This is a genomic window from Candidatus Omnitrophota bacterium (assembly GCA_040755155.1).
Taxonomy (GTDB): Bacteria; Hinthialibacterota; Hinthialibacteria; order Hinthialibacterales; family Hinthialibacteraceae; genus JBFMBP01.
Genome location: JBFMBP010000135.1, coordinates 1 through 15,235, shown reverse-complemented (window position 1 = coordinate 15,235; position 15,235 = coordinate 1). Strand labels below are relative to the sequence as shown.

Here is a 15,235-nt window from a genome sequence, read left to right as displayed (position 1 = left end):
TTTCAACGGCGGGTTTATGAAGGGATTTTTTTTCGTGTTTTTCTTTTTCATTTCGCGTTTTCGTGATTCAAACGACGATCATAATAGACTTCTTAAGCTTTTTATCACTCGTAACATGAGTCAATCATTTGCGAATAGCCGTGCGGCTGAATCCTGTGCGCCGTTATTGCTTTTGGGAAAAAAACAAGGCGTTCAGTTCCTCCACGGAATGAACGATGCGTCCGCCGCTCCGTTCAATCCAATATTGTACTTGCAGGTTGACTTCTACGCCATCATTCTCGCCGCTGCGCCGGAAATCTCCGCGATAGCCGTTTATGACTTTGTCTCCCAAGCCGAAAGCGAAACCGATTTCGGAGGCGGTTCCCGAATCCACGTCCACCCCGTCCAGCACGGCCAGCACGCCGCCGCAGGAACGCAAGAGCTGCGCGTTTCGTTCGGCGATGCGCATGGAGACGCGATGGAATTCCTGATCGCGGGTTTGCGGATCGGTTAACCTGTCCGCTTTTCGCAGTTCTTCTTCCAAGTCCGTGGAAGACGACCAGGGATCCACGACATCATAACCAAGCGACTCCAACTTCGTCCGCAAAACGCCGAGAAAAGCGCGCGTGCTTTCGGCGAAGCCCAGCGGAGAAGCGAGAAAGATTTTCATTACGATTTACTCGGTCTTCTCCCAGCCTTGAAAGGCTGGGCTATTTCCAAATGCCCCTTTAAAGGGGCAAACAATAATAGCCCGCCGTTTCAACGGCGGGTTGAGGAAGGGATTCCTTTTTCGCGTTTTTTTTCCTTTCGCGTCTACGCGATTCGAACGTAATTGTGGAACGTTCTTTTAACTCTTTCTCATGCGTAACATGAGTTGATTAATTCGAATTCCTTTGTTATTCCACATAGTCATCGTTGCCGGCGCGATGGATTTGGATTTCTCCCGATTCCTCCATTCGGCGCATGATTTCAATAATTCGCTGCTGCGATTCTTCGACGGCTTTGACGCGGATCGGCCCCATGGTTTCTATATCCTCCTTCAACATCTGCGCCGCGCGGGACGACATATTGCGCAGGATCATTTCCTTAACGTCTTCCCGCGCTCCCTTCAAGGCGGCCATCAGGTCTTTGCTGTCGACTCTCTGAAGCATTTTTTGCAGCGTACGGTCGTCGAGGAGGACGATGTCGTTGAAGGTGAACATCTGCTTTTTGAGTTCGGACGCCAATTCCTGATTTTCCGCCTCGATTCTTTCCAGGATGGTTTGGCTGCTGTTTTGGTCCAGCCGGTTCAACAAATCCGCCAGGGAATCGACGCCGCCCGCCACGGAATATTCCTGAGAAAGAAGGTTGGAAAGCTTCTTCTCCAGCACCCGCTCGATGTCGGATATGATTTCGGGGCTGGTCTGATCCATCGTGGCGATGCGCAAAGCCACCTCGTGCTGCAATTCGGGCGGCAGGGCGGAAAGAATAACAGCGGCCTGCTCTTCGGTGAGATGGGCGAGGATCAAGGCGATGGTCTGCGGATGCTCGTGCTGGACGAAATTGAAGAGATTGTCGGGATCGACATGCTTGAGGAAGTCGAAGGGATGGCCGGTGAGGATGCCTTGGAGATGTTCGATAATCTCCATGGCTTTGCCCGGTCCTAAGGCTTTTTCCAGAATGTCCCGCGCCGTACCGATGCCGCCGTAGCTGATATACTGCTTGGCCATGGCGGTATGGTAGAATTCCTCGACTACCTGGGCGATCTGATCGTTGGTGACGTTGCCGACGTTGGCGATTTCCAAAGTGAGTTGTTCGATCTCCTGATCGGTCAGATTGCGATACACTTCCGACGCCGATTCCGGACCGATGGCCAAGAGCAGAATGGCCGCTTTCTTGCGGCCCGAAAGCGCGCCCGGCTCGTTTTTTCCTGCGTTTTTGGTCGATCGCACGATTTTGCTCCCGAATTTCATCAGGCGTTCGCATCCTGCGCTATTATATTGCTAAACTCAATTCCATATGAGTTTATTCCTGCGCCAATTTCTCTTCTGTTGCTTTTCAAGGGCAAAAACGACTTTGCCCTTGCCACCCGTCAAGTCACCAAGTCACCAAGTCACTAAGTCTCCCAGTCTCCGCCTTTTTTCTTAACTGCTTAACCAGGCTTTGATGATCTGCGCCACTTCTTCCGGCTTCTCGGCGGCGTAGTTGATGACGTGTTCCTGCATCTTGATGCGGCGCTGTTCTTCGGCGGGTAAGCTGGCGATGTCGCCGAATTCCGCTAAGCCCAGCTGCGACAAAGTGAGTTCCCTCGAATCGGTGATCGGTTCGATGGGCACTTCTTCCTCCATCTCCTCTTCGATTTCCGGCGGAGCGAAGGCGCGCTGGAAGAAGATATAGGCGAAGTAGCCCAAAGCCAACAGCAGGAGCAACGGCAATAGGTTCTTGGCGGCGCTGGTGAGATTGTTCCAAAAACGTTCCTGCGCCAGCCGATCCAGCAGGCTGGTGTCGAATGGGTGTTCGAACAAATGGAATTGGTAGACTATGGGATCGAAATTGATGGCTGCCTTCAAATTCTCTTCAAAACCGGCAAGGATTTGTGGATCGCGTTTAATCGGTTGATCGTTGTCGTCCAGTTTTTGATTGATGGCGATGCCCACGGAAATTTTCTTGATTTCCCCTTGCTCTTCGTTGATAAACGTTTCCGACCAGGGGTATTGATTGTTGATGATTTCTTCGGTGATTTTGGTCTTCGTGAGCGTAGCTTCCGCGCCCAATCCGGAATCCTGAACGTTGGAGCCGACGCCGGGCTGGCCGGCGATGCCGGGAGTGGTGGATTCTTCATCATAGGCTTTGGTGCTGACCGGGGCGACGGCCGAGTTGTCGAAATTGACGTTCTTGATCTTGCGGTCTTCCCAATCCAGCACCATCGTTACGGAGACCTGGAAATTGTCCGGCCCAACAAGAAAATAGAGTTTGTCTTCCAGTTTGCGGGCCATATCCGATTCCAGTACTTTCTGATATTGGAAGTGTTTCCTCGCTTGAGCGACGCCTGGCTCGACATCGGAATCTTCGCTGAGCAATTTGTTGGTCCCATCTACGACGACGACTTTTTGGGAATTCATTTTCTCGACGCTGGCCGCCACCAGGCGCTGGATGCCCTCAACGGTGCTCTTGTCGACGGAACCTTGCGTGTGGATTTTGACGGTGGCCGTGGGTTCCGCTTGATCCTCTTTAAACAATTTGTCCGTGGGGATCACGATGCGGACGAACGCCTGGGTGATGTTGGGCGCGCCTTCCACGATGGCTTTGGCCAGCGTGTTTTCCATGGCGCGCTGCCTTTGCATTTCGAACATGTTCTCTGTCATGCCCAAGCGTGTTTGGTCGAACAGTTCGAAGCCGGGGCCGAAATCCGGGCCGATCAAACCCTGTCCCGCCAATTGCAGCGCTACTTTACTGCGGTCCGCCTTATCGACGAGGATGGTGTTCTCGCCGGATAATGCGTATTTAATGTTGTTAGTCGTCAGGTAGTCGGCAATTTGGCTGAGCCGGGCCTTGTCGTCCGAACGAACCAGGCTGACCATTTCCGGACGGCTGGCCAGATAGATGGCGGCGCCCATGCTGATAAGAAGAATCAACGGCGCGGAGATGAAAAGCGCCTTTTGCTGCATGGAGAGGTCGGCCCAAATCCGCCCTACCTGTTCCCGTATTTGTTGAATGAATTCATTCATGATTCACTCTCCTAGAATGACTCATTACTTTTTGTTGATGAACGTTTCCGACCAAGTTATCGATTATTGATAATGCTTTCGGTGATTTTGGATTTCGTAATCGCGGCTTCTTCGCTCAATCCGGAATCCTGAACATTGGAGCCAACGCCGGGCTGACTTCCGATGCCGGGAGTAATGGATTCTTCTTCGTATTCCTTGGTGCTGACGGGAGCGACGGCGATGTTGGACGCTCCTTCCCCAATGGCTTTAGCCAGCGTATTTTCCATAGCGCGTTGCTTTTGCATTTCGAACATATTTTCCGTCATGCCCAAACGCGCTTCGTCGAATAGTTCGAAGCCGGGACCAAAACTGGGGCCGATCAAACCTTGCCCCGCCAATTGCAGCGCTGCTTTATTGCGGTCCACCTTATCGACGAGGATGGTATTTTGGCCGGACAAACTAAATTTGATATTGTTAGCTGTCAGGAAATCCGTAATTTGGGTAAGCCTGCTCATATCGTCTGAACGAACAAGTTCAACCATTTCCGGAACGGAGGCGACGTAAGCCGCGCCGCCCAATTCAATGGGCAAAAGCGCGCAGCAGGCGAGGAATAATCCCTTTTGGAACGATGTCATACGATTCCATACGATGAGCATTCTTTGTCTTAAAGACGGTTTCGATGAGATCATGATTAAATCTCCTTGTTATAACGGATGGATTAGTCGTTATTTTCTTAGATCGACGTTCTTGTTAGCGGCGGGGAGGTTGTCGGCCCCGCCGTAGCCGGAGAAGGATTCGGCGTTATTCGAATAGCCGGAATTGGGAATCGGCGCCTGGCGCGGCTCATGATCCAATCCGAGCGCCAAAAACAAGAGCAAGCACGCCGCAATGGGAATGGCCCACAACGCGAACGTCGACATCCGGCTTTGCGGAATCGAACTGGAATAAGCGTGAGACATGGGATTTGCCGCCATTTCGAATACCTCGTCTTTTCTTTTCGAGCGCCGCCGGAAAGAACGAGAGGATCGGCTTCGTTGGGAGAGACGAAATTTTCTCCATGACGAACGCCAAGCCTTCGGCGCAGACTTTCGGCAGCCGCTCCGAACGTTAACGGTTCAAGAACCGATGGACAAAGAACAAGAAGGGAGACGAAGGCGTTGGCATGGCGCGGCGAGACGCCGGCCTAAGGAGGATACAGGTTGTTACCATCGTTTCCCTCAACCCCAAAGGAACCCATTGGCTCCCTATCGCCTAGCATTATAAGGCGAAAAGTTGATATTAAACAGGCATCCGCTTCATTTCGTCCCATGCCCGCAACAACTGATTGCGAATCTGCATGAGGAGATTGAAAGCGATGCTCGCTTCTTCCGTGGCGATCACGACTTCGTGGATGCTGCTAATTTCGCCCGTGACCAATTTCTGTACTTTTTGCCCCGCCGCCGATTGCATGTTATTGACTTCGTTGATCGAACTTTTTAACAGATCGACGAAGGATTCTCCCGGTTTCGAAGGCTCTTTCGGTCCGAAATCGGCGAGCGTTCCCTGCTCAGCGGGGCCGGGGCCGTAAGCCCCAATCGGCGAAGCGCCTAGGGGATCAACCATGAATCTTACCTACTCTCTCAAATGATAAATGATGAATGATGAAAAATAAGAGATATTTCAAGGGCAGAAACAACCTTGCCCTTCTCACCAAGTCACCCATCATCATCCCAGCCTCTTGAAAGGCTGGGCTATTTTAAAATGCCCCTTCAAAGGGGCAAACGACAATAGCCCGCCGTTTCAACGGCGGGGCGGCTTTTCTTCCTGCTATCGCCGAGAGCCTTTCCTCGGCAGGAGGCTCACCATTCATCATTCATCACTCATCATTATCTTTGTCCATGCGCCGCTGGATGAGATTCTGCATTAATTGATGAGCTTGCATGGTGTCGTCGAAGGCGTTTTTGGCCCAGTTCATCGCTTGATCCACGTCTTTTACATTAGAAGGAGAAGTCTGCGTTCCCTTTTCGGCATTCTCTCCGATGCGCTTGGCGGCCTGGATCAATTCGTCCTGAAAACTGACGCCCTCCGGCATTGGCTTCGCCTTGGAAGCCGCCGCGCCGGGTTTGGTTCCTTCCAGGGCGGAAACGTCGCGCGGCGGAATGGAAAAAGAGGAAAGATCGCTCATGGCTGCGCCGTCTCCTTCGTTTATCGTCCGCCGCCGATTTGCAAGGCCCGCGTCTCCATTTGCTTGTACGAATTCAAGGCGGTAACGTTGGCTTCGTAAGCGCGGGAAGCGTCGATCATGTTCACCATCTCCGTAGTTACGTTGATATTCGGCCGCAAAACGATGCCGTCGGGATCGGCGAAGGGATGGCCGGGATCGTAAATTTTGGTAAAGGCTTTCTCAGAACGGTCTTCCATAATCCGCTGCACCTTAACGCCGCAGCCGATGGTGCGGTTGAGCCGCCGCCGGGCGGTGGAAAGCGATTCGGAGAAGGTCTTTCCCGGCGCTTCGAAGACGACCTCGCGGCGGCGATAGGGCGATCCTTCCGCCGTCACCATCGTGTTCGCGTTGGCGATGTTGTTGGAGATGACGTCCATACGGATGCGTTGGGCCGTCATTCCGGAGGCGCAAATCGAATAACTCATAATGTTCCTCTACGCTTACGCTCTACCCGCTTCCGAAATCACTTGCTTGATGGAGGAATAGCGGCGGGTGAGCATTTCGGTGAATTGCACGTTTTTCTGAGTGTTTTCGGCCAAATCCGCCATTTCCTGATCGATGTTGATATTATTTTTATCGGCGCGGAAACGCGTAAGATGATCGATATCGACGCGCGGACGCACCATGTTGATCTCTTCCGGACCGCCGATGATGAAATGGGCGGGATGGGTGCGCCGTCCAATGAGTCCGGAGTGATTGATCGCCCGCTTCAGTTGTTCTTCGAATTCCACCGAGGCGCGTTGATATTTAGGGGTATCCACATTGGCGATGTTGTTGGCGATCGCCTTGTGCCGTTCATTGGTTCCATCAATGCCGATTTTGAGGACATTGGTGGTGGCATCTTCCAATAAGCGCCCAAGAATCATGACCTTACGCCGTCTCTCTTATCGAATGTCCATTCCAGATAGCCGCCATCAGCCAGGGAATTTCTTTTTAAAAAAAGCAATATTCATTCCAGTATCTAATTACTTTAACTCATGTTACGCACTCCGTGTTCCCTCGCCCTCTGGGAGAGGGTTAGGGTGAGGGATTAAATCCAATAATATCAGCCCTCGCCTAACCTCTCCCCATCTTGGGAGAGGGATTGGGAAAACAGTAAATTTACCTGAAAATAGCCTTTCTGCGTAACATGAGTTACTTTAATTCGTGAGACTTATGTTTTTAATTCTATTCGCTTAGCGATGCCGATCAGGCAATTGTTGCCTAAAGGGGGTTTTAAACGCTTCTTTTTTCTTATTACGGCGCAGCGTTGGCTAAGTTTTTTTGATTATTGAGAATATTATCCACCTCGTCGATCATCTTTTGGATTCGACTGTTATCAATTACGTTCATAGCCAATACTTGACGATAAGTCTCCACCGCTTTCTCCATATAGTTAATATAGAGATCGGTATCGTTGGGATTGTCTTTAAGAAATTGAGCGGCGCGTTGTTGATATAACTGTCCTAACAATAACTGGGATTCGCCGAAACTTTGCAGGGTATCCAGCGATTCCGGGAAAATGTTGCCCATCGCTTCGATGGCTTGGTTAAGATATTCTTTTTTATTGGGAGTTGGCAATGATCCCAATTGCTGACAACATTTGGCGATTTGCCAATAGACATAGCCTCGGTGCGGATAATTCTTTTGAAGTTGAAGAAAGGCCGCATAACTATCGACGGCTTTTTTGTAATAAGGCTCGGCGTTCTCTTTTTTCTCTTCATTGTCGCCCAACTCGACGTTGATATCGCCGATGCGCCGCAAAGAATCGGGATCATTGGGGAGATGCGGATTTTTCGAATCGAGAGGATAGTGATTGATTAAATCCTGATAGGCGTTAAGAGCGGCCAGCAGTTTCAAATGGCGTTCTTCCGGCGTATAGGCGCCTCCCACTTCGGAATGAAAGGTCTTGGCGATCCATTTCATCGCCTCGAAGGCCGGTCCCTGTTTTACGGGCAAACCGACGCGTAAAAGACGGTTTACTTCTTCCTCCGTAGGCGGGGGAAAGTCTTTGACGATTTTGCGGTAAATTTCCCGCGCTTTTTCGTTGTCCAATTCCTTGCGGTAGGCGTCCGCCAATTTCATGCTGACGCGGGCGTCGGAGTCTTCGTAAGGATTTTTGAGGTATTCGCGGAAATATTGAATGGCTTTGTCGTAGTTCGCCAGTTGGATGTTGATGTCGCCCAGCCGTTCGATAGCTTCCGGGATGAATTGTTGAGCCACTTCATTTTCCCGGAAGTCGGCGATTGCTTTTTCGAGATAGTTTTCTGCGGCTTTAAAATCGCCTGCTCGGAAAGCGGCGCGGCCTTGGTTGAATTTGATTTCGATGAGGAATTCTTTGTTGCTGGGGTCTCCGTAAAGGGATTTTTCGCGGGCATCGGCGGCGTTTTTATAGATTTCCACCGCCCGTTGGAATTTGTCCTTGGCTTCATTGCGGAGAGAGGCGGCTTCTTGCTTCACTTCGGGCGCATTCCCGGAGGCTTCCGCTTCCAAGTCTTTCGCGGCGGCTTGCTTCGTCAAATCTTCGCCGTAATCTTCCAGTGCGTTGCCGTAGTAATAGAGGGTTAGATAGGTCCAATCCGTGTTGGGATAATTTATCTTTGCGATTTCATAGCGGCGGATGGCTTCCGGATAATTCTTCTCTCTTTGAAAATAAACGTTCGTCAGCCGGATTTCCGCCAGGTTGCTCGTTTCTCCGTTTTTATCTTGAGGATAAAAGGGGTCCAACCGCAGCGCTTCGATATAATAATTTTTGACTTTGGAAAAATCTTGGCTGCCGGAATCTATGGCCTGTTTCCAGGCGGCGTCGCCCAAGAGGTAATAGGTTTTGACTTTCACTTCATTGCGAACATCCTGAGTGGCGCCGATCAGTTTTTCACCCGCAGCGATAGCGCGGGGATAGTCGCGAAGGATTTTGTAAGAAAGCGCTTTGTCATACAAAATATCGTGATACATATTGGGATCGAGAACATCCCCCTTGGAGAGAAGTTCGTCGTATAATTTCATGGCTTTATCAAGGTAGGATTGGGTGGATTCGCGTTTGCGATCCGCCTGATCCATCAGCAGTTTTTTCGAAGGCATGCCGTCGGGGAAAGTGGAGGCTTGTTTTTCGAATACATCCCATTCCTTGCCCGCCGACTCGCCCCGGACCAGATAAAGGCCGCCCAGATGGTTAAAGATTTTATTCACCTCTTTAGCGATGGAAACATAGTTGGGACTGTCGGTGGAGATTTCGATTTTGCGGGCTTCTTCTTCCGCTTTTTCATAATTCCCCACCGCCTCTCTCAGGCTGTATTCAGCGTCTTCCAGGCGGTCGTTTTTAACGTTTCTTTCATAGAGTTTTTGATGGATGTCGCCGAGATCGGCGTTCATACGCATGCGATCCAGATGATCGTTTTCATTCAAACTGTCGAGAGCCTGCTGATAGGCGTCGGCGGCGTCTTTGAGCAAGGACAGTTCCTGTTCGTTATTGACTTGCGCCCATTTTTGGTAAGTATCTCCAATATCGACGCGAGCCTGGATCGCTTCTGGAGAATCCTGATAACGTTGAATAAAATCCTTCAATTTTTCGATCGCCAATTCAAATTGATTCAACTTGCGCTGGGCCAGGGCGATGCGCAAAAGGGCCATCCGTTGTTCGGAGGGATCGACATAGGCGGGATCGTTTTTCAAAGCGGGATTTACGCCTGCCCGGTTATTCGCTAAAAAATCCAATACTTGGAGATAGCGTTCGTATTTCGCGGCCATTTGGCGGTACGGTTCCCGGCTGGCTTCGATGGCGCCCGCCTCTTCCAAACCGGAGGCGAGGCGGTAATAGGAGTCGGCGAGAAACTTATGGGCGTCGCGTATATTAGGGTTGTTCTCGTAGTTCTCGATGAATTCTTCGAATTCTTGAATGGCTTGTTCGTATTCCGGCTGGGCTTTCTTCCAATCGTTGGCATCGGGCGCCATGTATTCATTGCCCATGGTATAGTGGTTTTGAGCCGAAGTCCATAAATCGAGCTGGGCTTTAGGGCTAAGGTTCATCCACCAGTAGATCGTTATGCTGAGGAGAACCAACATGATGCCGATCGAGCCGATCATCAACGCCCACATTTCCTTTTGGGTGATTGAGATGCGGCTGAGAATTTTTTCAAAGAAACCAGCAGGTTGTTTCTCTTCTTCTTCTTCTTCTTCTTCTTCTTCTTCTTCCTCTTCTTCTCCTTCCTCTTTCTCCTCTCCTTCTTCTGTTTCTTCGCCCTCCACTTCGCCTTCCTCTTCTCCCGCCTCTTCTTGTTCTTCTTCCTCCAATTCGATCTCTTCCTCGGCGGTTTTCCGATCGATTTCCATATCCGATAGATCCGCGAGGTCCATATCCTCCAAATCTTCGAGTTCTTCCGTTTCGATCGCGCCGATTTCTTCTTCGTCTTCTTCGATCTCGAACTCGTCGAGACCTTCCATCATATCCTCGTCGATTTCCATCTCGTCGAGGCTTTCTTTCTCCTTTTGGGAGATGGGCGCTTCATGCAGGAAATCGGCGGCGGCTTTTTCTTCCATTTCATGGAAGGGGGAGGTTTCCGCCTTTTTCCGCTCCGCTCTCGTTAGAAAAAGAGCGTCGACGTCTTCTTCGGAAAGCGTATGGCTTTTTAGGCTGCGGACGAGAGTTTTGGGTTTGTGGAACAAGCGTTGGAAGAAAGAAGGAGGCTTTTCGAATCCCGATTCCAACAGGATTTTGCGGGGTATGCGCGATTCCTGATATCCCGATTCGCTGGCGCCGAGCGCTTCCTTCAGCGTCTCGTCGTCGACGAGGGGTTCGCCGGATCGCGGGCGGCGTCCCTTGCCGCGGCGGAGATGGGAAGAAATCAGACCGTCGTCCGCCAATTGCTCCACAAGCGTCGATTCGATATCGGGATCGATGGGATGCGCCGCGCTATCCGTCTCGACGCCCAGGCTTTTCAAGCCCTGGAGCACGACGTCCGCCCTCACGCCCAGTTCGATGGCGAGATCGAGAGCGGTTTTACCGGATTCCTGCGTGGAGCGAGGAGCCATTTTCCGTCATCCTCCGCGTGGGAGTTTTAGTCTTCGGAGCCGGTCAACATCGGCGCAGAAGGGTGGTCCTTGAAATACTCGTTGAGTTTATTCCGCAAGGTGCGGATGCTGATGCCGAGGATCTCCGCGGCGCGGGTGCGGTTATTCTTGGTGAAATCCAGCGTTTTAAAGATCAATTGTTTTTCCATTTCCGCCACCGTAAATCCCACTTCCAGCCCGGTTTCTTTCGCCGGTTCGGGAGAGGATGCGGTTCGAAGAATCTCCGGCGGCAGATGTTTCAGTTCGATTTTACTTCCCTGGCACAAGACGATCGCCCGTTCGATGCAATTTTGCAATTGGCGCACGTTGCCCGGCCAATGATATCGAAACAGAGCTTGTTCGGCGTCTTTATCGATGCCCTGAATTTTCTTGTTCATCTCCATATTATACTTCTCGAAGAAGCGCAGCGCCAATTCGGGGATGTCTCCCTTTCTCTCCCGCAGAGGAGGAAAGGAGATGTTTACGACATTCAAGCGATAATAGAGGTCTTCGCGAAAGCGGCCCTTTTTGATCTCCTCTTCCAGGTTGCGGTTGGTGGTGGCCATCACGCGCGCGTCGACCGGAATCGGTTCGCGTCCGCCGACTTTATCCACCTCCCGCTCTTGCAGGACGCGCAGCAATTTGGCCTGCAATTTGGGACTCATCTCGCTTACTTCGTCCAGCAGAATAGAGCCGCCGTCGGCGAGAATGAATTTTCCCTCGTTGGCGCGCACGGCGCCGGTGAAAGCGCCTTTTTCGTGACCGAAGAGTTCGCTTTCCAACAGTTCCTCGGAGATGGCGGCGCAGTTGACTTTGACGAACCGGCGGTGGCGGCGCGGGCTGTGATAATGAATCGCCCCGGCGATCAATTCTTTGCCGGTTCCGCTTTCGCCGTAAATCAGGACGGTGCTGGGAGTGGCGGCGACGGTTTTGATGAGATCGAAAATCTCCATCATTTTAGGGTCTTTGCCGATGATGTGATCGATGCCGTATTTAAGGCCGATTTCCTGCCGCAGGGTGGAGTTCTCGCGCTTGATTTCGGCGAGTCCCAACACTTTTTCGATGACGATTTTGAGTTCGTCGACATCGAAGGGTTTTTTGAGATAATCCGTAGCCCCCAATTTCATCGCCTTGACGGCGCTTTCGACGGTGGAATGGGCGGTGAGCATAATGACTTCGATCTCGCCGGAAAATTCCTTCAATTCCGCCAAGGTTTCGATGCCGTCCTTGCCCGGCATTTTGATGTCGCAAAGCACGAGATCGGGCGGATCTTCCAGCGCCATCCGAATGGCCTCGTCGCCGCGTCCGGCGATGCGGACGTCATAACCTTCGCCTTTCAGCACCCGGCTGAGCAGGTTCTGAATGCCAATCTCGTCGTCTGCGATTAAAATTTTTTTCTGCGCCATGCCATCGCCCTTATCGGAATCGATCTTGCGATTTCGTATGGTTTATGGAGGGGGGGCGCCAAACGAAGCGCCGTCCGCTTCCTCCTATTCTTTCTCCGCCGCGAGAGGCAGCAATATTCCAAAACAGGCGCCTTCTCCAGCGCGGCTTTCCACGCGCAAAAAACCCCCATGCTCTTCCACGATGCGATGAGAGAGCGACAATCCCAATCCCGTTCCCGATTCCTTGGTGGTGAAGAACGGATCGAAAAGACGGTCGAGAACGTGGGAGGAAATGCCCGGCCCGTTATCGATCACTTCCGCGACGGCGTAGACTTTTTCCTTTTCCTCTTCGGAAAGGCGTCCCGTCCGGCGCGAAAACCGGACGCGTATTTCGCCGCCTTCCCGCATCGCTTCGATGGCGTTCATATAGAGATTGATAAAAACCTGCTTGATGCGGTCCCGGTCGATGAGAACGCAATCGCCGCCGCGATCTTCCTCGACGATCAGCTGCGTCCCGGAAGATTCGAATTTATCCGATAAAAAGAAGCCAACGGAAGCGGCCAGGTCAGAAAGGCGCTCCCGCTGCAATTCCGGCGAAATGGGTTTGGCCATGTTGAGCAGATCGTCTGTCAAGCGGGTGAGGCGGTCGATTTCCCGGATCAGGTTGCTGGAAAACTCCTTGATGAAATCCTCGTCGTCTTTATTGTCGGGCAGGATTTGCAGATAGCCGCGGATGGTGGTAAGAGGATTGCGCATTTCGTGGGCCACTCCAGCGGCCAGTTCCCCCAAAGCGGTCAGCCGATCCGAGCGGCGCGCCTTTTCCTCCAGCAGCCGTTCGATGCTGAGATCGGTGAAGAGACAGGCGGTCCCGATTTCGGCGCCTTGCCGATCCAGCAGGGGAGAGAAGCGTCCCTTGAGATAGACGGGATCGTTCTTGCCGTTCTTGAAGGCGATTTCATAACGCCCGCCGGAAGAATCCCCGCGCCGATATTGCGCGAAAGCGGCTTCGCATCGGGGCAAGACGGCGCGGATGGATTTCCCTACGGCCTCTTGTTCCGGCAAGCCGAAAATGCGCTCCGCCGCTTTGTTGAAGGTCAAAATGTTCTCTTCGTCGTCGAGGGTGACGAGTCCTTCGTTGATGGAATTGTAGATATTGCAGGGATCGATTTCGCGGAAACGGCGTTCCAGGCTTTCGAAGGCGGCGCGCAGTTTTTCAGTATTCTCGTTGTAAATGAGATAGAGCTCGCGCAACGCCGTAGAATCGGAAGGCGGCGCAGCGGCTATATCGATTTCTCTCTGCGCGTTCACGTTTGCGTCCCTCTTCCCTGGTCGAGAGATGGCCAGCGGATATCTTCAGCGCTTATGCGCGCTGGATGGCATAACATAGCAACTCGGCTCGGCGGATCATGCGAAACGAGCCGCGCCGGAATCACATCATTTCTTACGATCAACGAACCGGGGAGGCCCCGCTTCGTATTTAAAATAAGCGCGTTGAACTTCTTTGCCTTTATGGATATCGCGCAAACGCCGGTTGATGCCGTTTTCGATCTTTTTAACGTCTTCGGCGATGCGGTCTTCGATATCTTTCAAGCGTTCGATCAAGCGCAGACTATTGTCTTTCCACTCCGCAATTCTTTTTTTCTCGTTTTCCGAATAATTCTCGTATAGTTTATCCCAACTATCTTTTAGAGGCCGATGCCGGGACTCCAGATTTTTGATTTCATCGAGAACGGCGATTTTTTTCGCCATTAAATCCGCGATGCGATCCACGTCGGGATCTTTTTCTGCGAGCAACCGCGTCTGTTCTTCCGATAAATCCAAGATACTACTGTATTGATTGTATTCCTCCTCTAAAGCGGATTCTATTTGTTGCAATAAATTACTATCGGGCATATGGGATCGTCTCGCATTCAAAAAAAACGGCCGATAACAAGAATAAAAAAAGATCCGAATATAGAATCGGCTTTAGATGAATATAGATATCTTCATTAGAAAGTATAGGTTATATCATTTCAGCGGTCAAGGAAAAATTTGCCTATCTGCAAAATAATTTGTTTGAAAAATAGTGAATAGTGACGAGTGACAAGTGATAAGCCGCCTTACCGAGGAAAGGCACTCAGCGATTGTAGGAAGAAAATGAATGAGCCTTGGCTCGGCGGGAGCCTCGCCCTCACTTCTTGTTCGAAGGTGAATTGCGGGAGGGCGAATCTCCGTTTTCCCCCCTGTGTCCGGCATCGCGGCATGTCATTTCGAGGGAGCGCAGCGACCGAGAAATCTTCAACCCGCGTGTGGAAGGATTTCTCGCTATCGCTCGAAATGACAGAGTCGCAGCTGACAGAGTCGCAACAGGGGAAAGACCATGATTAACGATTTTTTCCCGCCGCGCCCGGCATCGCGACATGTCATTTCGAGGGAGCGCAGCGACCGAGAAATCTTCAACCCCCTCTTTGCCATCTTGGCACTTTCTTTCGCCATTCAAGAGGCTGGAAGCCTCTTCTACTTTAGTGTTTCATAGGAACCTCTCTGCCGAGGTTACTGATCTTTATCCACAAGTCGCATGTATGAATCAAGGGAAGAAATAACCTTAGCCTTGGCGCCCCCTTATTTAAGGGTAGAAGGAATATTTCATTCCTATTATGTTTTCGAATCGCGAAAACACGAAAGGGCGCGAATTCCACGAAAATTTCGAATCGCAGATTTCACGGACGATTCGGATTTTATGGAGGTTTTTCCATCCCAGCCTTTCAAGGCTGACCCTGGAGTTTGGCCTTTTACTAGATAGAAATAACAGGGAGTGAAATTTCCACTTGATTTTTCACTCCTTTTCTTATATCCTGATATCTAGTTATATGACTAGATATCCCTTTCGGAGGCGATCTCATGGGATTCCCCGCCAAAGTCCAACTTATCCAACGAAAGAGCAGCGAACAATGGTACATCAATTTCCCTTCCGCCGT

Annotated in this window: 14 protein-coding genes; 1 reads left to right on the top strand and 13 read right to left on the bottom strand. The window is 51.3% G+C overall.

Features of this window, described 5'->3' with window-relative positions; genetic code table 11:
- Positions 1-163 precede the first annotated feature (163 nt).
- The 5 genes from AB1656_20080 to AB1656_20060 form a co-directional block, all read right to left on the bottom strand.
- On the bottom strand, positions 164-649 hold the full coding sequence (locus tag AB1656_20080) for a nucleoside 2-deoxyribosyltransferase (GenBank protein MEW6237690.1): 486 nt from the start codon (positions 647-649) through the stop codon (positions 164-166).
- A 226-nt stretch (positions 650-875) separates the two neighbouring features.
- Entirely contained in the window at positions 876-1,910 is a 1,035-nt protein-coding gene (gene fliG / locus AB1656_20075) for a flagellar motor switch protein FliG (GenBank protein ID MEW6237689.1), read from the bottom strand.
- 192 nt (positions 1,911-2,102) lie between these two features.
- Positions 2,103-3,686 carry a flagellar basal-body MS-ring/collar protein FliF gene (gene fliF / locus AB1656_20070; protein MEW6237688.1) on the bottom strand — a complete coding sequence of 528 codons (1,584 nt, stop codon included), beginning with the start codon at positions 3,684-3,686 and terminating at the stop codon, positions 2,103-2,105.
- A 56-nt stretch (positions 3,687-3,742) separates the two neighbouring features.
- Positions 3,743-4,354, bottom strand: coding sequence for a hypothetical protein (locus AB1656_20065; GenBank protein ID MEW6237687.1), 612 nt, complete (start codon positions 4,352-4,354; stop codon positions 3,743-3,745).
- 36 nt (positions 4,355-4,390) lie between these two features.
- Positions 4,391-4,639 (bottom strand): hypothetical protein, encoded by a 249-nt coding sequence (locus AB1656_20060; GenBank protein MEW6237686.1) that lies wholly within the window; start codon positions 4,637-4,639, stop codon positions 4,391-4,393.
- Here AB1656_20060 and AB1656_20055 point away from each other — a divergent pair.
- Positions 4,630-4,776, top strand: coding sequence for a hypothetical protein (locus AB1656_20055; protein MEW6237685.1), 147 nt, complete (start codon positions 4,630-4,632; stop codon positions 4,774-4,776). The two genes, AB1656_20060 and AB1656_20055, sit on opposite strands and share 10 nt — an antisense overlap.
- 167 nt (positions 4,777-4,943) lie before the next feature.
- Here the strand turns inward: AB1656_20055 and fliE are convergent, their stop codons facing one another.
- From fliE to flgN, 8 genes are all read right to left on the bottom strand, one after another.
- A complete protein-coding gene (gene fliE, locus AB1656_20050; GenBank protein ID MEW6237684.1) occupies positions 4,944-5,267 on the bottom strand; it encodes a flagellar hook-basal body complex protein FliE in 324 nt (107 codons plus the stop codon).
- A gap of 253 nt (positions 5,268-5,520) precedes the next feature.
- The gene (locus AB1656_20045; GenBank protein ID MEW6237683.1) at positions 5,521-5,829 is read right to left on the bottom strand and encodes a hypothetical protein; all 309 of its coding nucleotides are present in this window, start codon (positions 5,827-5,829) and stop codon (positions 5,521-5,523) included.
- A 20-nt stretch (positions 5,830-5,849) separates the two neighbouring features.
- Positions 5,850-6,293: a flagellar basal body rod protein FlgC gene (gene flgC, locus AB1656_20040; protein MEW6237682.1), complete on the bottom strand. Its 444-nt coding sequence runs from the start codon at positions 6,291-6,293 to the stop codon at positions 5,850-5,852.
- Positions 6,294-6,308: 15 nt separating this feature from the next.
- The gene (gene flgB / locus AB1656_20035; protein MEW6237681.1) at positions 6,309-6,734 is read right to left on the bottom strand and encodes a flagellar basal body rod protein FlgB; all 426 of its coding nucleotides are present in this window, start codon (positions 6,732-6,734) and stop codon (positions 6,309-6,311) included.
- Between the two features lie 370 nt (positions 6,735-7,104).
- A complete protein-coding gene (locus AB1656_20030) occupies positions 7,105-10,875 on the bottom strand; it encodes a tetratricopeptide repeat protein (protein MEW6237680.1) in 3,771 nt (1,256 codons plus the stop codon).
- Between the two features lie 26 nt (positions 10,876-10,901).
- On the bottom strand, positions 10,902-12,299 hold the full coding sequence (locus AB1656_20025) for a sigma-54 dependent transcriptional regulator (GenBank protein ID MEW6237679.1): 1,398 nt from the start codon (positions 12,297-12,299) through the stop codon (positions 10,902-10,904).
- Between the two features lie 84 nt (positions 12,300-12,383).
- Positions 12,384-13,586, bottom strand: a complete 1,203-nt coding sequence (locus AB1656_20020; GenBank protein ID MEW6237678.1) for an ATP-binding protein — start codon at positions 13,584-13,586, stop codon at positions 12,384-12,386.
- A 126-nt stretch (positions 13,587-13,712) separates the two neighbouring features.
- Complete coding sequence (gene flgN, locus AB1656_20015) at positions 13,713-14,171, bottom strand: flagellar export chaperone FlgN (protein ID MEW6237677.1); 459 nt, start codon at positions 14,169-14,171, stop codon at positions 13,713-13,715.
- Between the last annotated feature and the right edge of the window lie 1,064 nt (positions 14,172-15,235).